25 protein-coding genes are annotated in these 25,588 nt (G+C 75.3%); 13 read left to right on the plus strand and 12 right to left on the minus strand.

All coding sequences use genetic code 11. The features are described from left to right. Positions 1–447: 447 nt before the first annotated feature. The 5 genes from ACZ6Y7_RS18650 (at position 448) to ACZ6Y7_RS18670 (ending at position 6,501) form a co-directional block, all read left to right on the plus strand. A complete protein-coding gene (locus tag ACZ6Y7_RS18650; RefSeq protein ID WP_465758981.1) occupies positions 448–1,122 on the plus strand; it encodes an aggregation-promoting factor C-terminal-like domain-containing protein in 675 nt (224 codons plus the stop codon). Between the two features lie 317 nt (positions 1,123–1,439). Continuing rightward, a complete protein-coding gene (locus ACZ6Y7_RS18655) occupies positions 1,440–2,444 on the plus strand; it encodes a glycosyltransferase family 2 protein (RefSeq protein WP_465758982.1) in 1,005 nt (334 codons plus the stop codon). Between the two features lie 93 nt (positions 2,445–2,537). Continuing rightward, complete coding sequence (locus ACZ6Y7_RS18660; protein WP_465758983.1) at positions 2,538–5,459, plus strand: FAD-binding and (Fe-S)-binding domain-containing protein; 2,922 nt, start codon at positions 2,538–2,540, stop codon at positions 5,457–5,459. Between the two features lie 129 nt (positions 5,460–5,588). Next, positions 5,589–6,059 carry a TetR family transcriptional regulator C-terminal domain-containing protein gene (locus ACZ6Y7_RS18665; RefSeq protein ID WP_465758984.1) on the plus strand — a complete coding sequence of 157 codons (471 nt, stop codon included), beginning with the start codon at positions 5,589–5,591 and terminating at the stop codon, positions 6,057–6,059. Positions 6,060–6,090: 31 nt separating this feature from the next. Then, complete coding sequence (locus tag ACZ6Y7_RS18670; RefSeq protein WP_465758985.1) at positions 6,091–6,501, plus strand: PaaI family thioesterase; 411 nt, start codon at positions 6,091–6,093, stop codon at positions 6,499–6,501. Between the two features lie 160 nt (positions 6,502–6,661). On the opposite strand, the gene ACZ6Y7_RS18675 is transcribed toward ACZ6Y7_RS18670, so the two are convergent. Further along, positions 6,662–7,096 carry a CBS domain-containing protein gene (locus ACZ6Y7_RS18675; protein WP_465758986.1) on the minus strand — a complete coding sequence of 145 codons (435 nt, stop codon included), beginning with the start codon at positions 7,094–7,096 and terminating at the stop codon, positions 6,662–6,664. 75 nt (positions 7,097–7,171) lie between these two features. Then, entirely contained in the window at positions 7,172–8,164 is a 993-nt protein-coding gene (locus tag ACZ6Y7_RS18680; RefSeq protein ID WP_465758987.1) for a slipin family protein, read from the minus strand. Positions 8,165–8,466: 302 nt separating this feature from the next. Here ACZ6Y7_RS18680 and ACZ6Y7_RS18685 point away from each other — a divergent pair, with 302 nt between their 5' ends. After that, a complete protein-coding gene (locus ACZ6Y7_RS18685) occupies positions 8,467–9,255 on the plus strand; it encodes a uracil-DNA glycosylase (protein ID WP_465758988.1) in 789 nt (262 codons plus the stop codon). 28 nt (positions 9,256–9,283) lie between these two features. On the opposite strand, the gene ACZ6Y7_RS18690 is transcribed toward ACZ6Y7_RS18685, so the two are convergent. Next, positions 9,284–10,162 carry a CHAD domain-containing protein gene (locus tag ACZ6Y7_RS18690; RefSeq protein WP_465758989.1) on the minus strand — a complete coding sequence of 293 codons (879 nt, stop codon included), beginning with the start codon at positions 10,160–10,162 and terminating at the stop codon, positions 9,284–9,286. Positions 10,163–10,319: 157 nt separating this feature from the next. Between ACZ6Y7_RS18690 and ACZ6Y7_RS18695 the strand changes: the two genes are divergently transcribed. From ACZ6Y7_RS18695 to ACZ6Y7_RS18705, 3 genes are all read left to right on the plus strand, one after another. Continuing rightward, a complete protein-coding gene (locus tag ACZ6Y7_RS18695; RefSeq protein WP_465758990.1) occupies positions 10,320–10,994 on the plus strand; it encodes a hypothetical protein in 675 nt (224 codons plus the stop codon). 242 nt (positions 10,995–11,236) lie between these two features. Then, the gene (locus tag ACZ6Y7_RS18700; RefSeq protein WP_465758991.1) at positions 11,237–12,052 is read left to right on the plus strand and encodes a DsbA family protein; all 816 of its coding nucleotides are present in this window, start codon (positions 11,237–11,239) and stop codon (positions 12,050–12,052) included. A gap of 106 nt (positions 12,053–12,158) precedes the next feature. Continuing rightward, the gene (locus ACZ6Y7_RS18705) at positions 12,159–12,809 is read left to right on the plus strand and encodes a vitamin K epoxide reductase family protein (RefSeq protein ID WP_465758992.1); all 651 of its coding nucleotides are present in this window, start codon (positions 12,159–12,161) and stop codon (positions 12,807–12,809) included. Positions 12,810–12,821: 12 nt separating this feature from the next. Here ACZ6Y7_RS18705 and ACZ6Y7_RS18710 read toward each other — a convergent pair whose 3' ends face one another. From ACZ6Y7_RS18710 to ACZ6Y7_RS18725, 4 genes are all read right to left on the minus strand, one after another. Beyond that, the gene (locus tag ACZ6Y7_RS18710; RefSeq protein WP_465758993.1) at positions 12,822–13,322 is read right to left on the minus strand and encodes an NUDIX domain-containing protein; all 501 of its coding nucleotides are present in this window, start codon (positions 13,320–13,322) and stop codon (positions 12,822–12,824) included. Positions 13,323–13,427: 105 nt separating this feature from the next. Next, a complete protein-coding gene (locus tag ACZ6Y7_RS18715; protein WP_465758994.1) occupies positions 13,428–14,501 on the minus strand; it encodes a serine hydrolase domain-containing protein in 1,074 nt (357 codons plus the stop codon). Between the two features lie 63 nt (positions 14,502–14,564). After that, positions 14,565–15,080: a GNAT family N-acetyltransferase gene (locus tag ACZ6Y7_RS18720; RefSeq protein WP_465758995.1), complete on the minus strand. Its 516-nt coding sequence runs from the start codon at positions 15,078–15,080 to the stop codon at positions 14,565–14,567. Between the two features lie 24 nt (positions 15,081–15,104). After that, positions 15,105–15,530, minus strand: a complete 426-nt coding sequence (locus tag ACZ6Y7_RS18725) for an ankyrin repeat domain-containing protein (protein ID WP_465758996.1) — start codon at positions 15,528–15,530, stop codon at positions 15,105–15,107. A 397-nt stretch (positions 15,531–15,927) separates the two neighbouring features. Here ACZ6Y7_RS18725 and ACZ6Y7_RS18730 point away from each other — a divergent pair, with 397 nt between their 5' ends. The 3 genes from ACZ6Y7_RS18730 to ACZ6Y7_RS18740 all read left to right on the plus strand — a co-directional run bounded on the left by ACZ6Y7_RS18730 (position 15,928) and on the right by ACZ6Y7_RS18740 (position 18,514). Beyond that, a complete protein-coding gene (locus tag ACZ6Y7_RS18730; protein WP_402213231.1) occupies positions 15,928–16,122 on the plus strand; it encodes a hypothetical protein in 195 nt (64 codons plus the stop codon). Between the two features lie 116 nt (positions 16,123–16,238). After that, positions 16,239–17,855 carry a hypothetical protein gene (locus tag ACZ6Y7_RS18735; RefSeq protein WP_465758997.1) on the plus strand — a complete coding sequence of 539 codons (1,617 nt, stop codon included), beginning with the start codon at positions 16,239–16,241 and terminating at the stop codon, positions 17,853–17,855. 284 nt (positions 17,856–18,139) lie between these two features. After that, positions 18,140–18,514, plus strand: a complete 375-nt coding sequence (locus tag ACZ6Y7_RS18740; RefSeq protein ID WP_355365562.1) for an RNA polymerase-binding protein RbpA — start codon at positions 18,140–18,142, stop codon at positions 18,512–18,514. A gap of 176 nt (positions 18,515–18,690) precedes the next feature. Here the strand turns inward: ACZ6Y7_RS18740 and fxsA are convergent, their stop codons facing one another. The 4 genes from fxsA to ACZ6Y7_RS18760 form a co-directional block, all read right to left on the minus strand. After that, on the minus strand, positions 18,691–19,269 hold the full coding sequence (gene fxsA / locus ACZ6Y7_RS18745; RefSeq protein ID WP_465758998.1) for an FxsA family membrane protein: 579 nt from the start codon (positions 19,267–19,269) through the stop codon (positions 18,691–18,693). 55 nt (positions 19,270–19,324) lie between these two features. After that, on the minus strand, positions 19,325–20,965 hold the full coding sequence (gene lnt, locus ACZ6Y7_RS18750) for an apolipoprotein N-acyltransferase (protein ID WP_465759125.1): 1,641 nt from the start codon (positions 20,963–20,965) through the stop codon (positions 19,325–19,327). A 296-nt stretch (positions 20,966–21,261) separates the two neighbouring features. Further along, the gene (locus ACZ6Y7_RS18755) at positions 21,262–22,869 is read right to left on the minus strand and encodes an amidohydrolase (RefSeq protein ID WP_465758999.1); all 1,608 of its coding nucleotides are present in this window, start codon (positions 22,867–22,869) and stop codon (positions 21,262–21,264) included. 52 nt (positions 22,870–22,921) lie between these two features. Beyond that, positions 22,922–23,362: an Lrp/AsnC family transcriptional regulator gene (locus ACZ6Y7_RS18760; RefSeq protein WP_045694655.1), complete on the minus strand. Its 441-nt coding sequence runs from the start codon at positions 23,360–23,362 to the stop codon at positions 22,922–22,924. 229 nt (positions 23,363–23,591) lie between these two features. Here ACZ6Y7_RS18760 and ACZ6Y7_RS18765 point away from each other — a divergent pair, with 229 nt between their 5' ends. Further along, the gene (locus ACZ6Y7_RS18765) at positions 23,592–24,116 is read left to right on the plus strand and encodes a hypothetical protein (protein WP_465759000.1); all 525 of its coding nucleotides are present in this window, start codon (positions 23,592–23,594) and stop codon (positions 24,114–24,116) included. A gap of 108 nt (positions 24,117–24,224) precedes the next feature. Here the strand turns inward: ACZ6Y7_RS18765 and ACZ6Y7_RS18770 are convergent, their stop codons facing one another. Further along, positions 24,225–25,388 (minus strand): acyl-CoA dehydrogenase family protein, encoded by a 1,164-nt coding sequence (locus ACZ6Y7_RS18770; RefSeq protein WP_465759001.1) that lies wholly within the window; start codon positions 25,386–25,388, stop codon positions 24,225–24,227. Positions 25,389–25,588: the final 200 nt, after the last annotated feature.

Below are 25,588 nucleotides of genomic sequence, written 5' to 3' on the forward strand. Positions count from 1 at the left end.
CCGGTGCCCGGGGGGCTCCGGCCCGGCTCGGGCCCCCGGCGGCTCGGGCGCCGACCCCGGGGGCGTCGACCCTGAAGAACGCTGGCCACCGCAAGGGTCGCCCTGGTGTTCCTCCGGTGTCACCGGCGCGCGGCCCCCGGATGTGTGATCCGGACAAAACGCCTCAAATCCACCGCTCGACCTCGGCAGGACCTCGCGACGGCCACTACTCCGCGTCGTAGAACGCGGCTTTGCCACCCGTCGCGGGCCCTGCCAAGAATGGTCCGTCGCCAGGCAGCGCGGCCCGTCCCACCCGGATCCGCCGCGCAGCCCGCCCGCCCCGCCGCTTCGGCAGGGGCGCCTCGGCCGTCCCGGACGGCCGCGCGGGCCCCGCTCATCCGGAGCCCGCGCGATGCCCCGTGTCCGGCACACCGGCACGGCCCCCGACGGAGAAGGAACGCCGCTTTCATGCAGCTCAGCCATGCCCGCCGCAACTCCCTGATCACCGGCGTCGCCACCCTCGTGGTCGCGAGCGCCGCCACCGCCGCCCTCGCCATCCCGCAGGCCGGGAACACCACCGAGGCCGCCGCCCCCGCGGCCGCCGTCTCGGTGGACGGCAAGCCGGTCGCCGACCAGGCCCAGGCCGACAACGCTGCCGCTGCCGCTGCCCAGCAGGCCGCCCAGGAGGCCCAGGCCGCCCAGGCCAAGGCCGAGGCGGATGCCGCCGCCCAGGCCGCCGCCCAGGCGCAGGCCGAGGCCGAGGCGAAGGCCCAGGCGGACGCCAAGGCCAAGGCCGACGCCGAGGCGGCCGCCTCCCGCTCCCAGGAGCGCCAGAACCTCGCCGCGACCACCTACTCCGGCACCCCCCAGCAGATCGCCGCGCAGATCGTCCCGGCCGGCCAGCTGCAGTGCTTCAGCAACATCGTGTTCCGCGAGAGCAGCTGGAACCCGCTGGCCGTGAACGCCTCGTCCGGCGCCTACGGCCTGGTCCAGGCCCTGCCGGGCTCCAAGATGGCCTCCGCCGGCGCCGACTGGCGCACCAACCCGGCCACCCAGATCAAGTGGGGCCTGAACTACATGAACACCCGGTACGGCAGCCCCTGCGCCGCCTGGTCGTTCTGGCAGGCGCACCACTGGTACTAAGCCGACGCCTCGGGCCGACCCCCTCAGGCCGGCCTCTCAGGCCGACCCACCGGGCCGACCCGCCCCTCGGCACCCCGGAGCCCGCGACGCAGCGCACGCGTCGCGGGCCCCGCGCGTTCCGGCGCCCCCCGGTTCCGCCTCCGCGCCGCACCGGCCGCTACGCGGGACCGGCGCAGCCGGTTCACGGCTGTCGTGGACGCGTCCGGAAGGCCGCGTGAAGATATGGCGCACGGTCGTACGATTTGCCGCCAATTGGCCGGAATTACGGTCCGTCAGGGCTTTGCCACCGTTCGCGGACCCTCTTACGCTCCGGCGTCATGCCCTCACCCCTGATCAGCGTCGTGCTCCCCGCCTACGACCGGCACGAACAACTCGCCTCCTGCCTGGACTCGCTGCTCGCGCAGTCCCTGGCCGGCGTCGAGGTGATCGTGGTCGCCGACCGCTCCCCCGAGACCGCGGGCGGGCTCGCCGACGCGTACGCGGCACGGCACCCGCGGGTGAGCGTGCTGCACCTGAACGCGGCGGTCGGGGTCGGGGTGAGCCGGAACGCCGGGGCGGCGCGGGCGACGGGCGAGTACCTGCTGTTCCTCGACGCCGACCACCTGCTGCCCAGGGACGCGCTCCAGACCCTCGCCGACCGGCTCCAGCAGACCGGCCCGGTGGACGTCCTGCTGTTCGGCCACTCCCGCCGGCACAAGGACCGGGACTGGCCGGGCGGGGCCGAGGCGCTCCTCGCCGAGGCCGGCCCCGAGGTGTTCGCGCCCTTCGACCGGCCCGCGCTGTTCGGCGCGCCGCCACTGATCTGGGACCGGCTGATCCGCCGCGGCCACTGGGAGGAGCTGGGGCTCGCCTTCCCCGACGGCCGCTACGAGGAGGTGCCGGTCGTGCACGCCGCCCTGCTCGGCGCGCGCAAGGCCGCCGTGCTGGCGCGCGAGTGCGTCCAGCTGCGCCGGCGGGAGACCGTCCACCCGTCGGGCGGTCCGGGCAGCAGCGTCTTCGACCTCTTCGACCAGTACGAGCGCAGCTTCGCCCTGCTGGAGGAGCAGCCGCACCTCTACGCGGTACGGGACGCCCTGTTCGTCCGGATGATCCGCCACTACCTGTTCGTCTTCGACCTGGCCGGCTGCGTCGCCCGTGCCGAGCGCCCGCAGTTCTTCCACCGCGCCGCCGAGCACCACCGCCGCTTCCAGCCGCCCGGCCACCGCCGGCCGGGCGGCCGCGAGGGGATCAAGTTCTCGCTGCTCGCCGGCGGCGCCTATCCGGCGTTCGAGGTAGCCAAGCTGTCCCACATCGCGAAGGGCACGCTCACCGGGCGCAAGTGACCGGCGCCCCGCGTGCCCGGCGCCCGGACGGCGCCCCGGCTGCGATCATCGGCGGAGCCGTGTCGCCGCCGCCGTACCGCCCGGGAGGTCCCCGTGAGCCGTCCGTCCGCCGTACCCGGGGCCGGACTGGCCCGTGAGCTGGGCGCCGTGCTGCGCGGGGAGGTCCGGTTCGGCGCCGCCGAGCGGACCGTCTACGGCCACGACGCGTCCAACTACCGGCAGCTGCCGCTCGGCGTGGTCAAACCCGCCGACCTCGACGACGTGCGCACCGCGCTGGCGCTCTGCCGCGCGCACCGGGTGCCGGTGGTGGCGCGCGGGGCGGGCACCGGCGTCGCCGGGCAGGCGATCGGCCCCGGCGCGGTGGTGCTGGACTTCCGCCGCCACCTCGGCCAGGTGCTGGAGGTCGACCCGCACGCCCGCACCGCGCGGGTGCGGCCCGGCACCGTCCTGGACGACCTGCAGCGCGCCGCCCGGCCGTACGGGCTGCGCTTCGGCCCCGACCCGTCCACCCACAGCCGCTGCACCCTCGGCGGCATGATCGGCAACGACTCCTGCGGCTCGCACTCGCTCGCCTGGGGCCGCACCTCCGACAACGTCGAGCGGCTGGAACTGCTGCTCGCGGACGGCACCGAGCTGACCGTCGGCGGCCGGCTCGGCCCCGAGGAGCGCGCCGCACTCGCCGCGCAGCCCGGGCGGGCCGGCGAACTCCACCGGCAGCTCCAGGAGTTCACCGACCGCAACCTCGCCACCATCCGCCAGGGCATGCCCCGGCTGCCGCGCCGCGCCTCCGGCTACCCGCTGGACGCGCTGCTGCCCGAGCACGGCCACGACCTCGCCCGGGCGCTCACCGGCACCGCGGGCACCTGCGCGCTGCTGCTCGGCGCCACCGTCCGCCTGGTCGAGGAGCCGCCCGCCCGCGCCCTGGTGGTGGCCGGCTACCCCGACGAGGGCGCCGCCGCCGACGCCGTCCCCGCGCTGCTGCCGTTCCGGCCGCTGACCGCCGAGGGCCTGGCGGCCGACCTGATCGCCGCCCTGCTCGCGGCCGGCCCCCGTCCGCCCGCGCTGGACCGGCTGCCCGCCGGCGAGTGCTGGCTGTTCCTGGAGACCGCCGGCGCCACGCCGCTGGCCGCCTACCAGGCCGCGCGGGAACTCGCCGACGCGGTGCGCCGCGAGCACGCGGCCGCCGTCGCGCTGGTCACCGATCCCGTCGAGCAGCGCGGGCTGTGGGCCGTCCGGGAGGCCGGCGCCGGGATCGTCACCCGGCTGCCCGGCGGCGGGGAGGCCTGGCCCGGCTGGGAGGACTCCGCCGTCCCGCCCGAGCGGCTCGGCGACTACCTGCGGGAGCTGCGCGCCCTGCTGCGCCGGCACAGCCTGCGCGGCGTCCCGTACGGGCACTTCGGCGAGGGCTGCGTGCACCTGCGGATCGACTTCCCGCTGGACCGGCCGCACGGGGTGCTGGCCTTCCGGGAGTTCCTGGAGCAGGCGGCCGACCTGGCGGTCTCGTACGGCGGCTCGCTCTCCGGCGAGCACGGTGACGGGCAGGCCAGGGCCGAGCTGCTGCCGCGCATGTACCCGGCCGAGGTCATCCGCCTGTTCGGCGGGTTCCAGCGGATCTGGGACCCGGAGCACCTCCTCAACCCGGGCGCCCTGGTCGACCCGCGCCCGCTCGACGCCGACCTGCGCTTCGTCCCCCCGCCGCCCCGGCCGCTGCCGCTGGCCCTCCCGTTCGAGCGGGACGGCGGCAGCATCGCCAAGGCGGTGCACCGCTGCGTGGGCGTCGCGAAGTGCGTGGACCCGACCACCGGGGTGATGTGCCCGAGCTACATGGCCACCGGCGAGGAACGGCACTCCACCCGGGGGCGGGCGCGGCTGCTCGCCGAGATGCTGCGCGGGATGGCCGCCCCACCCGGCGCCCCGGCCGGAGCCGCGATCACCGACGGCTGGCGGTCCGAGGAGGTCCGGGAGGCGCTCGACCTCTGCCTGGGCTGCAAGGGCTGCGCGAGCGACTGCCCGGTCCACGTCGACCTGGCGACCTACAAGGCCGAGTTCCTGCACCAGCACTACCGGCACCGCCCGCGCCCGCTCCCGCACTACTCGACGGGCTGGCTGCCGCTCTGGCTGCGGGCCGTCGCACTCGCGCCGGCAGCGGCCAACACGCTGGCCCGCTCACCGCTCGGCGGGCTGCTCAAGCGGCTCGGCGGGCTCGACCCGCGCCGGGTGCTGCCGGTCTTCCCGCCGGAGACCTTCACCGCCTGGTACCGACGGCACCGCGCCACGCACCCCGCCCCGGCGGGCGCGCCACTGGTCCTGCTGTGGCCGGACACCTTCTCCGAGCACCTCCAGCCGAACGTGCCGCGCGCGGCCGTCGAGGTGCTGGAACACCTGGGCTTCGACGTCCGGCTGCCCCCGGGCCCGGTCTGCTGCGGCCTGACCTGGTACTCCACCGGCCAACTCGGCACGGCGCGGAGGGTGTTGCGGCGCAGCCTGCGGACGCTGACCGCCGCCGGCCTGCCGGCCGACACCCCGGTGGTCGGCCTGGAGCCGAGCTGCACCGCGACCCTGCGCGAGGACCTGCCCCGGCTGCTCGGCGCGGACGGCCGCCCGCTCGCCGAACGGACCCGCACCTTCGCCGAGTTCCTCGACCGGTACGCCCCGGACGCTCCGCTCCCCCGCGCCGCCCTGGACGCCGTCACCCAGACCCACTGCCACCAGCACGCCGTGCTCGGCAGCGCCGCCGACCGCCGGGTGGAGGCCCGCCTCGGCCTGGACAACCGGGTGCTGGACTCGGGCTGCTGCGGCCTGGCGGGCGACTTCGGCTTCGCCAAGGGCCACTTCGAGGTGTCGGCGGCGATCGCCGAGCGCGTCCTGCTACCGGAGCTCCGGGCGGCCGGCCCGGACACCGTGATCCTCGCGGACGGCTTCAGCTGCCGCACCCAGATCGCCCAACTGGGCGACGGACGCGAGGCGTTGCACCTGGCCGAGCTGATCGCCAGGCAGCTGCGGCCGTCAGGCTGAGGCCGCCCTCCACCGTACGGTTCCGGCAGCTCCGGACGACCGACGGGCGACCGACGGGCGACCGACGGGCGACCGGACGGCCTCCGGCGGCTTCTGCCAGGCGCCCTGCCGAATGACAGCTCCGAGCTGATGATCTTCGCGAGGCGGGAGCTGGGCCGTCGGATCGACGCCCGCGTCCACGCCCACGCCCGGGCCCTGCTCCACCAGGGCCCGGAGGCGGAACCGGGCCCCGCCACCGGACGGCGCGAGCAGACCGCGCGACTGCTCGCCGAGATCCTCCCGCTGGACGCCGAGCGCCGCGAGGAGTCCGCGCTCTGGCTCTCCTGCGTCACCGCCGCCCGCACCCGGCCCGAACTGCGGCCCCGCGCCGCCGAGGTGCGGCACGGCCTGGACGAGCTGGTCCGGCCCGTCCTGGTCGGGGCCGCCCGCACCGGCGGCCTGGCGTCCGGGCTGGACCTCGACGTCGAGACCCGCCGCCTCTCCGCCCTCCTGGACGGCCTCACCCTGCGAGCCGTCCAGCACCCCGACCCGGTGGGCCCGGACGAGCTGCGCGCCGTGCTCCGCCGCCACCTCGACACCCTGGCCGCGCCGATCCCCTGACACCGCGCCAACGCCCGGCCACAATGGCGCGATGACCCTCACCACCGCCGAGGCGGACAAGCTCCTGGCCGATCACTTCGCCCCCTGGGTGCAGGCCCTCGGACTGTCGACCGCCGAGACCGGCGAGCAGCACGCCGTCCTGCGCCTGCCCTGGTCCGACCAGCTCGCCCGCGAGGGCGGCGGGCTGTCCGGCCAGGCCTTGATGGCCGCCGCCGACACCGCCTGCGTGATCGCCCTCTGCGCCGCCCGCGGCGGCTTCGGCCCGATGACCACCGTCCAGCAGTCCACCACCTTCCAGCGCGCGGTCCTCGCCCGGGACGTCCTGGTGCACGCCCGGATCACCAAGCTCGGCCGCCGGATCGCCTTCCTGGACATCACCCTCACCCCCGAGGGCACCGAGGAGGCGGCCGCCCACGCCACCGCCGTCTACGCCCTGGGGTAGCCGGGGCCTCGCACACCCGCCCGCCGGCGCCCCGATGCCGACCACACGTCACCCGGGATCCGCCCCCGCCCCCGCGGAATGACCGGGGCCGTGGCCCCCGCCCCGGCCAGGGGTGGGGGCCACGGTCCGTGCGCGGACGACGGCGTCGGGCCAGGGCGGCCTATCCGGGGGCCTCCTCCGAGCAGACCGCCGACACGAACTCGGCCAGCCGGGCCTGCGGCAGACCGCGCGCGATGTCCGCCTCGCTGATCATGCCGACCAGCTTGTGCTCCGGGTGGTTGATCACCGGAAGCCGGCGCACCTGGTACTGCTCCATCACCCGCAGCACCTGCTCGGTGTCCTCGTCGGCCTCCACCGTCATCGGCCGGCCCTGCGCCAGCTCGCCCGCCGTCACCGACGCCGGGTCACGGCCCTCGGCCACGCAGCGCAGCACGATGTCGCGGTCGGTCACGATGCCCAGCAGCTTGTCGCCCGGCCCGCAGATGGGCAGGGCGCCCACGTCACGTTCCCGCATGATCCGGGCGGCGTCCGCGAGCGTCTCGTGCTCACGGATGCACTCCGCGCCCGGGTGCATGATGTCGCCGGCTGTGGTCATGGTCCGCCTCCTGACCTGGCTGCCTTCCCCCGTCCATCGTGCTGCGGCCGGGTGGCCGACGCCACCGGGCACCGCTCAGGGCTCCGCGTCCGCCTGGGTGCCGGCGCCGTGCTCGGCCCGCCCGTCCGGCGCGCCCGGGTCCTCCAGCGGCGAACGCTCCAACAAGTCTTCCAGAGGCGGCAGTTCGTGCCGGGGCGGCCCCTTCTCCACGTCCTCCTCGGCGACCTCCCCGCTCTCCACCGCCGCCTCCGCCGCCTTCGCACCGGCCGCCGCCGCGGCCGCCGTCAGCAGGTTCCGCTGCTGCGCCTCCGTCGCGCTCTCCAGGAACCGCAGCAGTTCCACCGGGAACGGCAGCACCAGCGTCGAGTTCTTCTCCGCCGCCACCTCCACCACGGTCTGCAGCAGCCGCAGCTGCAGCGCGGACGGGGTCGCGCTCATCACCGCGGCGGCCTCGGACAGCCGCTCCGAGGCCTGGTACTCGCCGTCGGCGGTGATGATCCGCGCGCGCCGCTCCCGCTCGGCCTCGGCCTGCCGGGCGATCGAGCGCTTCATCGACTCCGGCAGCGCGACGTCCTTGATCTCCACCCGGTCGATCTCGATGCCCCAGCCGAGCGCCGGGCTGTCGATCATCAACTCCAGCCCCTGGTTGATCGGTTCCCGGTTGGCCAGCAGGTCGTCCAGCTCGCTCTTGCCGATGATCGAACGCAGCGAGGTCTGCGCGACCTGGGAGATCGCGAAGTTGTAGTCCTGCACGTTGACCGTCGCCTTCACCGGGTCCACCACGCGGAAGTAGACCACCGCGTCGACCCGCACGGTCACGTTGTCCCGGGTGATGCCCTCCTGCGCCGGGATCGGCATCGTCACGATCTGCACGTTCACCCGGCGCAGCCGGTCGGCGACCGGCACCAGCGCCACCAGCCCCGGTTCGCGCACCTCGTCGCGCACCCGGCCGAAGCGGAACACCACGCCCTTCTGGAACTGCTGCACCACCCTGATGCTCAGGGCCGCCCAGATCGCCCCCAGCCCGGCCAGCCCCCCGAGGACCCCCAGCACCGTATCGACGATCATCGCGGCCTCCTCGCGGCCTGCGCACATCGGAGCCTCCGACCACCGCCTGCCCGGCCGGGCAGGGGGAACCGGAGCAACTGCTTCCAGGCTATGCCTGCCCGCCACGACCGGGTCGAACCCATCCGGACCGGGACGAAGCGGCCTCGGCGGCCGGGCCTTCCGGTCTCCTCCCCAGCCTTCCGCGCAGGCCCCGGGGCGCCCGGGTGGGCCGCGGGCTTCCGGGTGGGCCGGCAGGGCTCCCGGGTGGGCCGCGGGCTTCCAGGTGGGCCACGGGCTTCCGGGTGGACCCCTAGGATCGGGACATGCCGAGTCTGGCCTCCCCGCCGTCCCCCGCCGACGACCCCGACGACCCGCGCCACCCCGCCGAGGCCGCCGCCCGCGCCGACGGACTCGCCGTCCTCGACCGCGTGGTCACCGGGTGCCGCGCCTGCCCCCGCCTGGTCGCGTGGCGCGAGGAGACCGCCGGCGCCAAGCGCCGCGCGTACCAGGACTGGGACTACTGGGCCCGCCCCATCCCCGGCTTCGGCCCGCCCGACGCCCCGCTCGTCCTGGTCGGCCTCGCCCCCGCCGCCCACGGCGCCAACCGCACCGGCCGGATCTTCACCGGCGACCCCTCCGGCGACCTGCTCTACGCGGCCCTCCACGGACTCGGGCTCGCCAACCGGGCCGCATCCGTCCGCCACGGCGACGGCCTGGAGCTGTACGGCGTGCGGATCACCGACCCGGTCCGCTGCGCCCCGCCCGACAACAAGCCCAGCACCGCCGAGCGCGACACCTGCCGCCCCTGGATCACCCGGGAGTTCCAGCTGCTGCGCCCGACCGTACGGACCGTGGTCGCCCTGGGCGGCTTCGCCTGGCAGGCCCTGCTCCCGGTGATCGCGGACGCCGGCTGGCAAGTCCCCCGGCCCCGGCCCGCCTTCGGCCACGCCGCCCGGGTCACCCTCCCGGCCCGGGACGGCGGCCCGCCACTGCAGCTCTACGGCTGCTACCACGTGAGCCCGCGCAACACGAACACCGGCCGCCTGACCACCGTGATGCTCCGCGACCTCCTCCGCGACGCGGCCCGCTCCGCGGGGCTGGACCCCCGCTGACCCCCGGCCCCGCCCGTCCCGGCGGGCCCTACCCGAACCGTGCGAGCCTCGGCTTGCCCGCCCGCTTCCACACGCCCGGCAGCCGCTCGCGCGCCGTCCGCTCGTCCGCCAGCTGGCGGGCGTACAGGATGCCGTAGCCGAAGGGCTCACCGCCGGTCGAGGCCTCGGCGGCGAGGGCGGCCGCGGCGACCACGGCGTCCTGGTGCTCGCCCAGGACGTCCTGGACGGCCTTCATCCGCTCCGTGTAGCGCTCGGCCCGGCGGCCGGCCGCCGGGGCGGCCGTCTCTCCGGCGTAGCGGGCGCGCTTGGCGGCCTTGCGGGCGTCGTGCAGGGCGCCGGCGCGCTCCCCGGGATCGGCCGCGAGCGCGGTCCGGACGCGGCCGGCGGTACGGCGCTGCTCGCGGGCGGCGACCCGGGACAGCTCGGCGACCGCGGGGCGGTCGGCGCGACGGCGCAGCGGAGGCTCGGCGAGGAGGGCGGCGAGGGCGTCGCCGAGGTCGCGGCGGCGCGGGCTGTCGAGGGCGGCGACCACCTCGGGCCAGACCCGCCGGTACTCGGCCCCGCCCCACCGTTCGAGCGCCGCGGCGATCCGCTCCGGTCCGCACTCGGCGGGCAGCTCGCGGGCCTGGGCGGCCAGCCGTTCGGCCAGCACCTCGCGGTCGCGGGCGCCGCCGAGGGCGCCGCCGAGCCAGCGCAGCTCCGCGACCAGGTGGTCGGTCGCGCCGGGGGCGAACAGCCGACGGAAGGTCCGCAGGGCGCTGCGCAGCCGTCGGCAGGCGACCCGCATCCGGTGCACCGCGTCCGGTTCGTCGGCCCGGACGGCGTCGTCCAGGCCGGCCAGCACCGCCGCCTGCGCCTGGACCCGGGCCAGCACCACCTGCCCCACCGTGGTCTCGGGATTCGCCATGTGCGTCCATCCCCTCGTCGGGGCCGCCGGGAACGCTTCCAGCCTATTCCGGCCCGGTCGGCTGTCGACCCCGCGTGCCGTTGAGGGGCCGTCAGGAGGAGCGCAAGGGTCCACGCGCCCTCGTGCGGGGTGTGAGCGTCATGGCATACTCCGGGGCGTGACGACCTCCACCCATGCGACCAGGGCCCTGCGGGCCGCGGTGTTCACCGCGCTCGCCGTGCCGATGGCCGCGTTGGGCCAGGTGGTCATCACGGGCCGTCCGCTGCCGCTGTCGCTGGTGGCCTCGGCGTGCGCCGTGGTGTTCCTGGTCGCGGCCGTCCTGGCCGGCGGGGAGCGGCGGATGCTGCACATCTCCGCCGTGATGGTGCCGGTGGAGCTGCTCCTCAACACGACCTTCAACCTGGGCCAGACCGGTTGTGGGCCGGTGTTCTCCGGTCAGGTCCCCGCCCGCGGGGTGAACCTGCTGGTCTGTGGGGGCGGTTCGATGGACGGGTCGCTGCTCTCCGGTCCGCTCGGTCACGCCGGACAGTCGGCACCCGCGCTGACCCAGCTGCTGCTCCTGCTGGTGCACCTGGTGATCGCGCTGGCCGGCGCCGCCTGGCTGCGGCTGGGCGACTCGGCCCTGTCGGGCCTGGCCCGGGCGCTGCGCGTGCTGCGGGAGTCGCTGGCCCGGCCGCTGCGCGCCCTGGTCGTCCTGCTGGCCCCGGCCCCGGCGCGTCCGGTGCTGCGGGTGCCGCTGCCGGTGTCGGACCGGGCGCGGCCGCGCCGCGAGGACGTGGTGCTGAGCCCGGCGCCCCGCCGCGGTCCGCCCGCCTTCGCGCCTGCCTGCTGACCGCCTCCGCGCCGGGTCGTCCCCGGACTTCCCGAACGCCCGGGATTCCCGGAGTCTCCCGATCCGGAGTCCCCTGATCCGGAGTCTCCTGACGCCCGGACCGCGGTCCCTCCCGTACCGGCCGGACACCGGCCCCCGTACGCCCGCAGGCAGTGCGCGCGACTCCCGCGTTCCCCGATCCCGCCGCACCCGGTGCGGTTTCCCGCGCGCACCCGCGCGCCGCGTACAGGAGTTGACTTCCCATGGCTCAGGCCCCCAGCAAGCAGCAGGCCAAGCGCATCAGTGCCCGTGAGCGGATCCAGGAGGCGCAGCGCCTGGAGCAGCAGTCCGCCAAGCGCCGTCAGCGGATCGTCGTGACGGTCACCGCCGTCGCGGTGCTGGCCCTCGCGGGCGGTGCCGCCGTCGCGATCAACTCGGCGTCGAAGAAGAGCGACGCGGCCGCCGCGGCCGCGACATCGGCGCCGCTGGTCGTCCCGGCGAACGCCGGCGGCCCGAACGGCACGGTGATCACCTACGGCAAGGCCGACGCCCCGCACACCATGGAGGTCTACGAGGACTTCCGCTGCCCGGTCTGCAAGCACTTCGAGACGGCGAACGGTGAGACGGTCAAGAAGCTCACCGAGGACGGCCAGATCAAGGTGGAGTTCCACCTGGCGGCCTTCCTGGACAAGAACCTCGGCGGCAAGGGCTCGCGCACCGCGCTGGCCGCCGCCGGTGCCGCGCTGAACGAGGGCGTGGACAAGTTCAAGCAGTTCCACGACGTGCTGTACGCCAACCAGCCGGACGAGCGCGAGGACGGCTTCGGCGACGTCAACCACCTCCTGGACCTGGCCGGGCAGGTGCCCGGGCTGAAGACGGACGCCTTCGTGAAGGCCGTCACCGACCGGACCTACGCGCCGTGGGCGGCGAAGGTGGCCGACGCGTTCAACGACAGCGGGGTGACCGGCACCCCGACCGTGAAGGTGGACGGCAAGCCGATCACGCTGTTCAGCGGCAACGCGGCGGCCTCGCCGGAGCAGTTCACCGCCCAGGTCAAGCAGGCCGCCGGCCTGCAGTAGCCGACGGCACGCCCCCCTGCCCGACCTCCCCCAGCACGGCACCACCGGCCCGGCCGAACTCCCGGCCGGGCCGGCCCCTCCCAGCCAGCCACCGGAGTGTGCTGCCATGTCCGCCGCTTCCACCGTGCACCTCTCCCGCCCCGTTCCCGACGCCGCCGACCGGGCCCCGGTCGGGGCCGGCCGGGCCTTCGCGTTCCTGCTGTTCCTCGGCGCCCTGGTCGGGCTGGCCGTCTCGGCCGTCCTGACCTTCGACAAGCTCCGCATCCTGGAGAACCCGTCCTACGTCCCCAGTTGCAACATCAATCCGATCATCAGCTGCGGTTCGGTGATGCGCACCGAGCAGGCGGAGGTGTTCGGCTTCCCGAACCCGCTGCTGGGCCTGGCCGCGTTCGGCGCCCTGGCCGCGATCGGGGCCGGGCTGCTCGCCGGTGCCGCGTACCGGCGCTGGTTCTGGCTGGGGCTGCACGCGGGCACCGCGCTGGGCGTGGTGTTCGTGCACTGGCTGATCGGCCAGGCGCTGTACGACATCGGCGCGCTGTGCCCGTACTGCATGGTGGTGTGGGCGACGGTGGTCCTGCTGTTCTGGTACACCACGCTGCACAACCTGCGCACGGGGGTGATCCCGGTGGGCCCGCGCCTGCGGGTGGTGGTCCGGGAGGCGGCCCGCTACCACTGGGCGCTGCCGGTGCTGTGGGCGGCGGTGATCACGCTGCTGGTGCTCAACCGGTTCTGGTCCTACTGGAGCACCCTCCTCTGAGCGGATCGTCCGTCACCCCAGGTACCCCGCGGAGTGCAGCAGCGCGGCGGCGCCCGTCCGCCGGGCCTCCAGGGCCCCGGTGAGGCGGCGCGCCGCGCAGGGGTGCAGCAGGGCGGCCGCCCGGGCGGGGGCGAACCAGCCGTGGTCGGCGATCTCCTCGGCCTGCAGCCGGACCACCGCGCCCTCCTGGACCGTCCCCCCGTCGAACATGAACTGCACGGCGGGGTGGGCGTGTTCGCCCTGGTCGGGGATGACGTCGCGCCACTCCACCACCAGCAGCGTCAACTCCCGCGCCATCAGGCCGGTCTCCTCGAACAGCTCGCGGGCCGCGCACTCGGCGGGCCCCTCCCCCGGGTCCATCCCGCCGCCGGGGAACTGCCACTGGTCCCGGTAACTCGCCTTCAGCAGCAGGACCTTGCCCTCCGCGTCGGTGAGCAGCACGCTGCAGCCGACGTAGGCGCGCACCATGCCGGCGAGCCACTCCTCCTCCGAGAGTGCCCAGGTGTCCGTCATCGCGCCTCCTCCGCCGGGTGCCGTCATTCGAGGTCAATCTGCCGCGATCCCCGCCCCGCAAACGGTGGTTCGCACTCGATCACCCGAACGAGTGCCCTCCGCCCCTCAGCCGAAGACCGAGCGCCGGAAGGCGTTGCGCAGATCGGTCAGCGGCTGGGTGACCCGGTCGTGGTGCACCTTGTTGGTGAGCAGCACCGCCCAGCGCCCGAGCCGCCGGGAGACCCAGAAGCCCGTGCCGGTGAAGCCGTAGTGGACGAAGGTGCCCTCGGCCGGCTCGGTACCGGGGGCGCACAGCCAGGACAGGCCGCGGGCCGGCCGCAGCCCGCCGGTCTGCTCGCGCAGCGACTCCTCGATCCACGCCCGGCCCCAGGGCAGGGCGGGCGGCGGGGCGAGCAGCGCGGTGAGGAAGCGGCCGAGGTCGCGGGCGGTGGAGAAGGCGCCGGCGTTGCCGGAGACGCCGCCGAGCAGCCGGGCGGACGGGTCGTGGACGACGCCGCGCAGGTGGCCGCCGGTCGACTCGTCGTACTCGGTGGGCGCGGTCCGGTGGAGGAGCCCGGCGTCGAGCGGCCCGTACCGGGTGTCGGCCATGCCGAGCGGGTGCCAGGCCCAGCGGGCGGCGAGCACGTCCAGCGGCGCGCCGCCGAGGTCCTCGACCAGGTGGCCGAGCAGCACCGCGGCGCGGTCGGTGTACTCGACGGCCGTGCCGGGCGCGCGGTGCGACGCCGCGGCCAGCACCCCGGCGCGGATCGCCGCCGGGTCGCGCCCGTAGAGCTGCTCGAAGCGGGTGTAGGGGAGCATCCCGGCGGTGTGCGCGAGGAGCTGCCGGACGGTGACCGCGCCGGCGGCGCGCCCGGCCGCCGGCGGCCACCAGTGGCCCAGCGGGTCGTCCAGCGGCAGCCGGCCGGATTCCCACAGCACCCCGGCGCAGGGCCAGAGCGCGACGACCTTGGTGAGGCTGGCGAGGTCGTAGAGAGTGTCCGGCCCGGGTACGAGCCGCGCGTACGGGCCCTGCCCGAGCGTGCCGTGGCTGCCGCCGCCGAGCACGCCCCCGGCGTCGCCGACGGCCCACACCGCGCCCGCCCCGACGGTGCGGACGCCCGCGCCGACCAGCCGGTCCAGCTCCCCGCCCGGCGCGGCCAGGGCGGGGAGCCGGTCGGCTCCGGGTGCTCGGTGGCTCATGCCGTCCCCCCGGGGCGTGGCGCGTCGTCAGGGCGACCGGAGCCTACCCGGCGGGGCGGCCGCTCAGACCGCGGCGAGTTCCTTGCCGAGGCAGATGGCCAGCGGGTGGTCCCGGTAGTAGCCGAACTTGCGGATCGGCGCGTAGCCCTCGGACTCGTACAGTGCGACGGCCTCGGGCTGCTTGCTGCCGGTCTCCAGGATGAACCGGGTGTGCCCGGCCTCGACCGCCGTCCGCTCCAGGCGGCGCAGCACCGCTCGGGCCAGGCCCCGGCCGCGGGCGTCCGGGACCACGAACATCCGCTTCAGCTCGGCGTCGCCCTCGCGCAGCTCGTCCGGGCCGCCCGCCTCCTTGGCCCGCCAGCCGCCGCAGGCGACCGGTCGGCCGTCCAGGTAGGCGACCAGGAACAGCCCGGCCGGCGCCTCGAAGTCGTCGGCGGACATCTCGGTGAGGTCGGGGTCGCCGTAGCGGCGGACGTACTCCTGCTGCACCTCCGCCGAGAGGGCCTGCGCGTCGGGGTGGGCGTAACCGGTGATGCGGAACTCGACGGTCCCGGTGTCCTGGGTGGCGGTGGTCTCCATGGGGGAAGAGCCTACGAGTTCCGCTCAGCGGGCCTCGAACCGGGCGACCAGCTCGTCCTTGCCGAACATCCGGGCGGTGTCGACGGCACTCGGGGTCCCGGCGTACGGGTCGGCGCCGCCCGCCAGCAGGGCGGCGAGCACGTCGTCGGCCCCCTTGAAGACGGCGCCGGCCAGCGGGGTCTGGCCGCGGTCGTTGGCGAGGTTCGGGTCGGCGCCGTGCCGGAGCAGCGCCTCCACGGTGGCGGCGTGGCCGTGGTACGCGGCGAGCATGACCAGGGTGTCGCCGCGGTCGTTGGTGAGGTCGGCCGGGGCGCCGGCGTCCAGGTAGGCGGCCAGGGTGCCGGTGTCCCCGGCGCGGGCGGCGTCGAAGAGCTTCCCGGCGAGCGCGATCACCTCGGCGTCGGGCGAGTCGGGGGCGTCGGCGGGCTGCTGGCTGGCGGCGTCGGTCATGGCGGGCGGCCTTTCCGGTCGGGTCGTCGGGCGGTCACGGGCTGCGCCCAGGGCACGGTAGCGGCCGGTGCGGGAGCGGGCCAGCCGGTGTCCGTGATCCGGATGAACCGTCCGGGCGCGCCACGACACGCGACCACGCGGTTGCGCGGCCATTCGAGCGAACTTCCCGGACCCCCCGGAAACTTCCCGCCCGCCGCACGGGAATGCCTCGGCGCACCGCATCCCCACGGCAACCGGCCCCCACCCCGGCCGGTTCGCATACCGCCGTCCGGCCGCCGGAACGGCATGGAACGGCAGAACCACCCATTTGCCCCGTTCCATCATCTATTACTTTTTGTCACGATAAATGCACTTTCTGTCACACCCCTCGCTTGTCCCCCCTCCCGAGGAGCGGAACGTGATCCTCTCGATTTCCGGCATCGTCCTGTTCGGCACCATCGCCTTTCTGTACTTCCGCAGGGACGGACTAAAGGTCTCCCACGCCCTCGTCTGCGCCCTTCTCGGCTTCTACATCGCCGGTTCGTCGATCGCCCCGAGCATCAACGCGGGCGGCGCCAGCCTCGCGAGCCTGCTCAGCGGCATCAGGTTCTAGCCGCCGCCACTCCCCCGTACCGGCCCGGGCGCGGATCCCACCGCCCCGGGCCCCGTCGTACCCCTCGCCGCACCCCTTCCGTCCCATCCCGTCCCACTCGCCCGGGGAGACAAGGAATGCCGCTCCAACGCCACCTCAGCAAGGGCCGCGAGATCGCCCGGACCGCCGGGGACCACGCCTCCGACATGTTCGCCCCGCTCTCCGTCATCGGCCGGGGCCTGCGCCACCACGCCGGCTGGGCCAAGGCCCGCTGGAACGCCACCCCGAAAGAACGCCGCGGTCCGACGCTGTTCCTGACCGCCGCGATGCTGGTCGGCGTCTACCTGCTGCCGCACGGCCTGCTGTTCGCCCTGATCGCCCTGATGGCCAGCGCCGCCTGGGCCGGGCGGTCCCCCAAGGCGCCCCCCGCCCCGCCCGCCCCGGACGTCGCCGACGTCAAGCTGGGCGCCCTCTACGCCGCGCTCACCCCCTACCTGTGCGGCCCCGACGACGCCAACCCGCTCTACCACTTCGAGGGCAGCTACAAGAACGCCTTCGGCTCCTGGGAGTTCGACGGCGAGGGCCGGCTCTCCCGGCTGGAGCTGAGCTACCCCGCGTACTTCACCGACACCGAGCCCGCCGCCCGGGCCCGGATCGAGCAGGTCGTCCAGGGCAAGGCCGGGCGGGCCCGGGAGTACCGCTTCGACTGGGACGAGGAGTCCAACCGGCTGCGGATCGCCGCGCTCGCCCCACTGCCCACCGACGTGGTCGCCCAGCGCTTCGTGGCCGCCCCCGGCGAGATCGTGCTGGGCTTCACCGACGAGGACGGCACCGCCCGGACCATCCCGGTCAACCAGGGCGGCACCGTCGTCCAGCAGCCGCCGGTGGTCTGGCGCACCGGCCCGCGCTCCTCCGAACCCCACCTGCTGGCGCTCGGCGTCACCGGCTACGGCACCTCCAGCCTGCTCCGCTCGATCGCGCTGCAGGCCCTCCCGTACGCCGACCTGGTGGTCGTCGACGGCGCGGGCACCGGGGAGCACGCCTGCCTGGTGAACCGGCCCGGCGTGCACACCGTGGAGACCAGCCTGCACGGCGCGCTGGCCGCCCTGGAGTGGGCCGCGCAGGAGACCGAGCGCCGGCTCACCGCCCTCAACGCCGCCCGGCAGGCCGGCTCCGCCCCGCCGGAGGACGTCACCCGGCCGCTCTGGCTGCTGCTGGACCACCCGACCGAGCTGAGCGAGCTCGCCCAGGCCGAGGGCCGCCCCGACCCGCAGGACCTGCTGGAGCTCCCGCTGCGGCACGGCCGGGCCGCCCGGGTCACCGTGGTGATCGCCGACGACATCGAGGCCCGGGACCGGCTCACCCCGACCGTCCGCGCCACCGCCCGGGCCCGCGTGGTGCTCGGCCCGGCCGGGCCGGACGAGGGCCGCGCCGCGCTCGGCGCCCCGCTCGACATCGTGCCCGCCGCGCACGCCCCGGTCGGCCGCGGCTACGCCCGGATCGGCAACGGCGCCCCGCTCCGGCTGCAGATGCCCGCCACCGTCGACCCGCTGGACGACGAGGCACCGGCCCAGCTGCGGGACGCGGTGATCGCCCTGCTGCCGCACCGCGACACCCGCACCGAGGCGGCGGCCGGCGTGCCGCCCCGCCCGGAGCGCCCACCGGTGGCCGCCCCCCTCGACCCGGCCCCGCGAACCCGCCCGGTCGACCTGGCCAAGGACGAGCCGATGATCCGCTCGCGCCCCATCTCCTGACCGGACCGATGCCCCGGGCCGGGGGCGCCGGGGCCGGTCGGAACCCGTCCCGGTACGCTCGTCACAGAAAGTCCGCACGATCGCCAGATGTGAAATAGGTGACACCTGGAGTGATATCACCGGCCAGATGTGACAAATCGGGCGCAGGTGGGTACAAACAGGGGCGGCACGACAGACGACGCATGTCCCGGGACGGGAATCTTCGTCGGAAGCCGAGCGTTGACCGAACGACGAAGAACAGCGACCACTAGTCCTGTGGGCCATAAGCCCGGGAGGCACGATTCATGAGCGAGCGAGCTCTCCGCGGCACGCGACTCGGGGCCACTAGCTACGAGACCGACCGTGGTATCGATCTGGCTCCCCGCCAGACCGTCGAGTACGCATGTCAGAACGGACACCGATTCGAGGTTCCTTTCTCGGTCGAGGCGGAGATCCCCGCGACCTGGGAATGCCGCTTCTGTGGCCAGGAGGCGGCGCTTCTCGACGGCGACGAGCCGGAGGAGAAGAAGGTCAAGCCGACGCGCACCCATTGGGACATGCTGATGGAGCGCCGGACGCGCGAGGAGCTGGAGGAGGTGCTGGCCGAACGGCTGGCCGTGCTCCGCTCCGGGGGGATGAACCTCGCGGTGCACCCGCGGGACACCCGCAAGAGCGCCTGACATCGCTCCCGCCCCGAGCGGGAGGACGCGAAAAGGGACCCTGGTTTCCAGGGTCCCTTTCGCGTTGGCGCGGTTGGCGGGGAGCCTCAGTCGGCGAACCGACCCCCCGGACGGCTCGCGACCGTCCGGGGGCTTGTCGACGGGCGCCTGTCGGCGGGAACCGGCGGCCGGGTCAGTCAGCCGGTGATCGGTGGACGGTAAGTGGTATCCGGGCCCTCGGGACCGCGCGGGCCGGCCTCCGGCTCGACGACCTCGCCCTGGATCACCTTGCCGTCCGGACGGTGGATGCGCAGCTGCTCCTGCAGCCGCACGGCGTCCGCGAACGGGGCGGCGCCGACGCCGGCGGTGCTGCGCAGCGCCTTGTCGGCCAGCCGCCGCCCGGCCGCCCGCCACAGCGCCCGGGTGGGCGGGAACAGCAGCGTCAGGGCCAGCAGGTCCGACAGGAAGCCGGGGACGATCAGCAGGACGCCCGCCAGCACCGTCATGCTGGTGCCGGTCTGCGGCTGCTGGGACTGCGGGTTCCTGCTCTGCTCGAGGGCCGCCGACAGCGCCTTCAACCCGGCCCGCTTGATCAACGAGCCACCGATCAGCGCGCCCGCGACCAGCAGCAGCAGGACGGTCGGGCCGCCCAGCCACGAGCCGACCAGCACCAGCAGCCAGATCTCCAGCACCAGCCAGGCGGTGATGAGCAGCGGCAGCACCCGGCGGAGCCTGCCGCGCGGGGCCGGACGGGTGGGGGTAGCTTGCTGCGTCACGGTTCTGATCCACTCCAAGCGGTGCTCTGCGCGCCGCACGGGAGGTCCGGGCCGGCTACGGCACCACCTGGTCCAACGGTTCCCGCTCGGCGGGTGTTCCGGCGGCGGGCTTCCGACGGCGTCCGACCAGCACCCCGGCGCCGCAGGCCAGCAGCCCGCCGAGGGCCAGGGTCCACTCCGGGGCGGCGCCGACCCGGTCGGCCACCGTGGTGCCGTCGCGCAGCGGGACGGTCGACGAGAGCTCGGCCGCGGTCAGCTCCTGGGTGCGCTGCTGGACGGTGCCGTCCGGGGCGATCACCGCGCTGATGCCGCTGGTGGCGGCGATCAGCACCGCCCGGCCGTGCTCGACGGCCCGCAGCCGGCTCATGGCGAGCTGCTGCTCGGGCTGGCCGGTCCTGGCGTAGGTCGCGTTGTTGGTCTGGACGACCAGGACGCGGGCGCCGCTGTCCACGGTGTCGCGGACGATCTCGTCGTACGCCACCTCGAAGCAGATGACGTCGCCGATCCGGGCCGGGCCGAGCTGCATCACGCCGTTGTGGTCACCGGGGTAGAAGTCCCGCGCGACCCGCTGGAGGCGGGTGATCACCTTCATCAGCTGGGCGCGGAAGGGCACGTACTCGCCGAACGGCACGGGGTGCTGCTTGGTGTAGGAGGCGCCGGGGCCGGTCTGCGGGTCCCAGACGATGCCCTCGTTCTGGACGTGCTGCGCGTCCGGGCCGTCCACCAGGGTGCCGACCAGGGTCGGCACCCCGACGGCCCGGACGGCGTCGTCGATGCGCCGGCGGGCCAGCGGGTCGGTGAACGGGTCGAGGTCGGAGGAGTTCTCCGGCCAGATCACGACGTCGGGGCGCTCGGTCTTGCCCGCCTCGATGTCGGCGGCGAGCCGCTCGGTGGCCGAGGCGTGGTTGTTGAGGACCATCATCGGGCGGCCCAGGAAGTCCATGCCCGGGTTGGGCACGTTGCCCTGGACGATGGCGACCTTCACGGTGTCGGCCGCGGCCGTGGGCACCGGGACGAGGTAGCCGGCCAGCACCGCGGCCACCGCGCCGAGCGCCGCCAGGGCGGCTGCCCGGGGGGCCTTGCGCGGCCCGCGCAGGCGCAGCGCGGCCCAGGCGAGCAGGGCGCCGGAGAGGGCGACGGCGAAGGTCACCAGCGGCGCGCCGCCGAGCGCGGCCAGCGGGGTGTACGGGGTGGCGGTGTTGGCGAAGGCGAGGCGGCCCCAGGGGAATCCGCCGAGCGGCAGCCGGTCGCGGGCCCACTCCTGGGTGATCCACAGGCAGGCCGCCCAGAGCGGCCAGCCGGGGAGCCGGGACGTGACGGCCAGTCCGCCGCCGAGCAGGGCCAGGAACAGCGCCTCGACGACGGACAGGCCGACGGTGGCGTCCCACCCGACCACCCGCAGCCAGCTGAGCAGCACCAGGAAGAACGGCAGGCCGAGGGCGAAGCCCGTCCACAGGCCCTGGCGGAAGGTACGGGCCCGGGTGAGCAGCGAGAGCGCGGCGACGCCGAGCAGTGACAGCGGCCAGAGGTCGTACGGCGGGAAGGCGAGGGCAAGCAGCAGACCGGCCAGCGCCGCCAGGCCGGTCCGGGGCAGACCGGCGCGGACCTTGGCGAGGGCACGGGCGCCGCGACCCGGCCGGGGCGCCGGCTCCTGCGGCTCGGAGGCGGCCCCGGGCCGCTCCTGGGTGACGGGAATGGCCACCGGCGCACCATCTTCCTGGTTCGTGCTGTTCGGACGCTGTGCGAAGAAGGTACCCCGGAACGTCGGAGGCGCGTGAGGTGAGGGTGATGGTGCCTCGGCGCCCCGGCGGGCCCGCGCTCGTCGGGCCCGCTCCTCGGCCCCGGCGGGGTCGGGGGCGCCGTGCTGCTCGCCCGGGGCTCCGGGCGGAACGCCGGGGCGAGCAGCTCGCGCGGGACGGTGACGTCGGCGGGCGCCGCACCGGCCGGTGCGGCGCCGGGTCATCCGGTCCGCCCGCCGGCGCCGGCGGGCGGTCAGCGCCGGTACACAGTGCGGCCGCGGACCACGGTGCGCAGGCAGGTCGGCAGGGGGTGGCCCGGGGTGAGGTCGGGCAGGCCGGGGGTGCCGGAGCGGGGGTCGGTGGACCAGCCGGCCACCCGGGAGTCGGGGGCCTGGACGACCAGCTCGGCCGCCGCCCAGATCGCGTAGCTGGCGACCGCGCCGGGCACCAGCACGCCGTCCTGGTCGCGGCCGATCGCCCGCCAGCCGCCGCGGGTGTGGGCGGTGAACGCGGCCCGGACCGAGATCCGGTGGTCGAGGGTCCGGTGGAAGGCCGCGGCCCGGACGGTGCCCCAGGGGTCGAGCGGGGTGACCGGGGCGTCCGAGCCGAAGGCCAGCGGGACTCCGGCCCGCAGCAGCGCGGCGAAGGGGTTGAGGGCGGCCGCCCGCTCGGTGCCCAACCGCTGGACGTACATGCCCTCCGGGCCGCCCCAGGCGGCGTCGAAGGCGGGCTGGACGGACGCGGTGAGGCCGAGTTCGGCGAAGGCCGCGATGGACTTGTCGTCCAGGGCCTCGGCGTGCTCGACGCGGTGGCGCAGCGCCTTGACCCGGTCGGCGCCGACTCGCTCGCCGGCCGCCCGGACGCCCTCGATCACGGCCGTCACGGCGGCGTCGCCGATGGCGTGGAAGCCGGCCTGCAGACCGGCCTCGGTGCAGGCGGCGACGTGGTCGGCGACCTGCTCGGCGGTCAGGTAGGCGGTGCCGGTGTGCTCGGCGTCGGCGTACGGGGTGTGCAGGCAGGCCGTGTGCGAGCCGAGCGCGCCGTCGACGAAGAGGTCGCCGCCGGCGCCGACCGCGCCGAGCCGGCGGGCGGCCTCGATGCCGCCCGGCTCGCCCCAGTAGCCGAAGACCTCGGGGCCCTCGCCTTCGGCGGCGAGCTCCAGCAGGGCGGCCAGGTCCTGCTCGGAGGAGATCTCCGGGCCGGCGCACTCGTGCAGGGCGCCGATGCCGAGCTCGGCGGCGCGGGCCAGGGTGGCGCGCTGGGCGCGGCGGCGCTGCTCGGGGGTCAGGTAGGCGAGGGCGGTCCGGCGGACGGCGTGGTGGGCGTCCTTGGTGAGCGGGCCCTCGGCGTCGTACCCGGGCCGCTCGGCGAGGCCCTCCGTGAGGGTGCGCAGGGCGGTGGTGGCGAGCGCGGAGTGCACGTCGGTGCGGGAGAGGTAGAGCGCGGCGCCCCGGGCGGCGGCGTCGAGTTCGGCGAGCGTGGGCGGGCGGCCCTCGGGCCAGCCGGTCTCGTCCCAGCCGTGGCCGATCAGCACCCCGCCCGGCTCGGTGCGGGCGTCGACGAACGCGGTGACGGCCGCCAGGGTGGCGGCCAGCGAGGGGCTGCCGGTGAGGTCGAGGCCGGTGAGCGCCAGGCCGGTGGCGGTGGCGTGCACGTGGGCGTCCACGAAGGCGGGGGTGACCAGGGCGCCGTCCAGCTCGACGATCTCGTCGGCCGTCGCGGCGTACGCCTCGGCGGCGCCGTCGCTGCCGACCCAGGCGATGTGCTCGCCCTCCACGAGCATCGCGGTGGCGAAGGGGTCGGCGGGGCTGTAGACGGCGCCGCCGCGCAGCAGGACGGTCCGTGGGGTGCGTTCGGTCATGCGGCCAAGTCTGCACCCCGGTGCCGGGGTCCGAGGACGGACCCCTGGGGCCTCAGAGCTTCGGCGGTCGTGCCTCGTAGGGCGTGGAGAGCACGACGGTGGTGCGGGTGGAGACGCCGGCGGCGCTGCGGATGCGGGCGAGCAGGTCCTCCAGGTCGCCGGGGGCGCCGACGCGGACCTTGAGGATGTAGTTCTCGTCCCCGGCGACGCTGTGGCAGGCCTCGATCTCGGGCAGGCCGGCCAGGCGTTCGGGGGTGTCGTCCGGGGCGCTGGGGTCGAACGGTTTGACCGAGATGAACGCGGTCAGCGCCAGGTCGACGGCGTCCGGGTCGATGATCGCCGTGTAACCGCGGATCACCCCGCGCTGTTCGAGGCGGCGCACGCGCTGGTGCACCGCCGAGGTGGACAGGCCGGTGGCCTTGCCCAGGTCCGTATAGCTCATCCGGCCGTCCTCCAGGAGCAGCTGGACGATGCGTTGGTCGAGATCCTCCACAGTCGGCCAACCTACCCGGTCGGGAGCACGGGGGGCGCACGCGGTGGCACGGGGAGCGATCGCAGGTGCCGTACGGGCACGTGCCGGGTGAATGTGGCACCGGATGTGGCCAAGGACACACCCGGTGCATCGCGGTGCACTCCGCCGCAGGGTTATGAGTCCGGATCGCAGGGAAGTGCTGGTTGTGGCCCTGGATGACCACGCCGGGCCCGATCCTAGGGGGATCCACATGCCTGCTACTGACCAGCGCGCGCTGGGCGCCGACGAGACCGACGATATGACCGGCCGCGAGGACCTCGCGGTCGACCACTCGCCGGGCACCGACCCCGGCGAGGCCGAGACCTGGGACGTCTTCCGGGTCAACTGCCCCGAGTGCAGCCGCCCGATCGCCCTGGTGGCGGACGAGGAGCGGCTGCCGCAGCACGCCCTCCTGCCGACCGCCTGGAACCCCTTCGCCCCCGCGATCTGCCCCGGTTCGGGCACGCCCACGGACGAGCTGGCGGAGGTGGAGGCTCCGGAGGACGCCGAACCGGCCGGGTTCGGCACGCTGGTCAAGCTCCCGACCGGGCTGGACTGGCGCACCCAGCCGTTCTCGCACGCGGTGGCGCACCGCCCGGTGCGGGTCGCCGCGATCGACCCGACGGTCCCCGCCGTCCCGGTCGTCCCGACCGTGGCCGCGCTGCGGTCGATCCCGGAGCAGCGCCGCCGGATCGCCCGGTCCTCGTTGAACGCCCGCTCGGCGCGCGCGAGTTGACGATCAGACAGGAACGCCTCCGGCCGTCACTCCGCACCCTGGAGTGACGGCCGGAGGCCGTTGCGGGGGAGGCGCCGGCCCCTCGCGGGCACCGGCCCTCCGTCGGGGTCAGCCCTTGGTGAGGTGGCGGCCGATCACCAGGCGCTGGATCTGGTTGGTGCCCTCGACGATCTGCAGCACCTTGGCCTCGCGCATGAAGCGCTCGGCCGGGAAGTCCTGGGTGTAGCCGTAGCCGCCGAGCACCTGGACGGCGTCGGTGGTCACCCGCATCACCGTGTCGGTGCAGAACAGCTTGGCCATCGCCGCCTCCTTGGAGAACGGCCGGCCCGCGTCCTTCAGGCGCGCCGCGGACAGGTACAGCGCGCGGCCGGCCTCGATCTGGGTGGCCATGTCGGCGAGCATGAAGGACAGGCCCTGGAACTCGGCGATCGGGCGGCCGAACTGGCGCCGGGTGCGCGCGTAGTCGACCGCGAGGTCGAGCGCGGCCTGGGCGACGCCGATCGCGCAGGCGGCGATGCCGAGGCGGCCGGAGTCCAGCGCGGCGAGCGCGATCTGGAAGCCCTGGCCCTCCTCGCCGATCAGCCGCTCGCGGGGCACCCGGGCGCCGTCGAAGTGCAGCTGGGCGGTCGGCGAGGAGCGCATGCCCATCTTGTGCTCCGGCTGGGCCGCCGACAGGCCCTGCTGGGTGCCCGGGACCAGCAGGCAGCTGATGCCCCTGGCGCCCTCGCCGCCGGTGCGCACCAGGGCGCTGTAGAAGTCGGCCTGGCCGCCGTGGGTGATCCACGCCTTGGTGCCGTTCACCACGTACGCCTCGCCGTCGAGGTCGGCGCGGGTGCGCAGGGCGGCCGCGTCCGAGCCGGACTGCGGCTCGGAGAGGCAGTAGGCGCCGAGCTGCTCGCCGGAGAGCATGCCGGGCAGCCACTTGTCGCGCTGCTCGTCGGTGCCGAAGGTGGCCAGCGCGTGGCAGGAGAGGGTGTGCACGCTGACGCCGAGGCCCACGGCCAGCCAGCCGGCCGCGAGCTCCTCCAGCACCTGCAGGTACACCTCGTAGGGCTGCTCGCCGCCGCCGTACCGCTCCTCGTACGGGAGGGAGAGCAGGCCCGCCTCGCCGAGGGTGCGGAAGACCTCCCGCGGGAAGCGGCCTGCGGCCTCGTCCTCCGCCGCGCGCGGCTGCAGCTCGCGCTGGACCAGGTCCCGGGTGAGGCTCAGCAGCTCGCGGGCCTCCTCGCTGGGCAGCTGGCGCTCCACGGCTTTCAGAGGGGAGGGGGTCATGGCGGCGGTCGCCTCCTCGTTCGGGGCGCCGGACCGGGGGTGTGGCTCGGTCCGGGGCGTGGTGTGGCAGGTCGCCCGACCGGCACCGGGTTGCGGTGAACGGCCGTTCACATGCGTGGCGATGCGAGTATGCCCGAATCCGCTCCCGCCGTCACGACCTGCACAGATCAACTGTCCGCAGTGGTGGGCTACGGCACCGT

It is taken from the genome of Kitasatospora sp. NPDC053308 (assembly GCF_055585785.1).

Excerpts from the sequence above, each read along its gene's own strand:
- ACZ6Y7_RS18720 (WP_465758995.1), bottom strand. The coding sequence starts at position 15,080 with ATGGAGACCACCGCCACCCAGGACACCGGGACCGTCGAGTTCCGCATC.
- ACZ6Y7_RS18740 (WP_355365562.1), top strand. The coding sequence starts at position 18,140 with ATGAGCGAGCGAGCTCTCCGCGGCACGCGACTCGGGGCCACTAGCTAC.
- ACZ6Y7_RS18735 (WP_465758997.1), top strand. The coding sequence starts at position 16,239 with ATGCCGCTCCAACGCCACCTCAGCAAGGGCCGCGAGATCGCCCGGACC.
- ACZ6Y7_RS18705 (WP_465758992.1), top strand. The coding sequence starts at position 12,159 with ATGTCCGCCGCTTCCACCGTGCACCTCTCCCGCCCCGTTCCCGACGCC.
- ACZ6Y7_RS18675 (WP_465758986.1), bottom strand. The coding sequence starts at position 7,096 with ATGACCACAGCCGGCGACATCATGCACCCGGGCGCGGAGTGCATCCGT.
- ACZ6Y7_RS18700 (WP_465758991.1), top strand. The coding sequence starts at position 11,237 with ATGGCTCAGGCCCCCAGCAAGCAGCAGGCCAAGCGCATCAGTGCCCGT.
- ACZ6Y7_RS18665 (WP_465758984.1), top strand. The coding sequence starts at position 5,589 with ATGATCTTCGCGAGGCGGGAGCTGGGCCGTCGGATCGACGCCCGCGTC.
- ACZ6Y7_RS18655 (WP_465758982.1), top strand. The coding sequence starts at position 1,440 with ATGCCCTCACCCCTGATCAGCGTCGTGCTCCCCGCCTACGACCGGCAC.
- ACZ6Y7_RS18670 (WP_465758985.1), top strand. The coding sequence starts at position 6,091 with ATGACCCTCACCACCGCCGAGGCGGACAAGCTCCTGGCCGATCACTTC.
- ACZ6Y7_RS18650 (WP_465758981.1), top strand. The coding sequence starts at position 448 with ATGCAGCTCAGCCATGCCCGCCGCAACTCCCTGATCACCGGCGTCGCC.
- ACZ6Y7_RS18715 (WP_465758994.1), bottom strand. The coding sequence starts at position 14,501 with ATGAGCCACCGAGCACCCGGAGCCGACCGGCTCCCCGCCCTGGCCGCG.
- ACZ6Y7_RS18690 (WP_465758989.1), bottom strand. The coding sequence starts at position 10,162 with ATGGCGAATCCCGAGACCACGGTGGGGCAGGTGGTGCTGGCCCGGGTC.
- ACZ6Y7_RS18765 (WP_465759000.1), top strand. The coding sequence starts at position 23,592 with ATGCCTGCTACTGACCAGCGCGCGCTGGGCGCCGACGAGACCGACGAT.
- ACZ6Y7_RS18685 (WP_465758988.1), top strand. The coding sequence starts at position 8,467 with ATGCCGAGTCTGGCCTCCCCGCCGTCCCCCGCCGACGACCCCGACGAC.
- ACZ6Y7_RS18725 (WP_465758996.1), bottom strand. The coding sequence starts at position 15,530 with ATGACCGACGCCGCCAGCCAGCAGCCCGCCGACGCCCCCGACTCGCCC.
- ACZ6Y7_RS18755 (WP_465758999.1), bottom strand. The coding sequence starts at position 22,869 with ATGACCGAACGCACCCCACGGACCGTCCTGCTGCGCGGCGGCGCCGTC.
- ACZ6Y7_RS18770 (WP_465759001.1), bottom strand. The coding sequence starts at position 25,388 with ATGACCCCCTCCCCTCTGAAAGCCGTGGAGCGCCAGCTGCCCAGCGAG.
- ACZ6Y7_RS18680 (WP_465758987.1), bottom strand. The coding sequence starts at position 8,164 with ATGATCGTCGATACGGTGCTGGGGGTCCTCGGGGGGCTGGCCGGGCTG.
- ACZ6Y7_RS18710 (WP_465758993.1), bottom strand. The coding sequence starts at position 13,322 with ATGACGGACACCTGGGCACTCTCGGAGGAGGAGTGGCTCGCCGGCATG.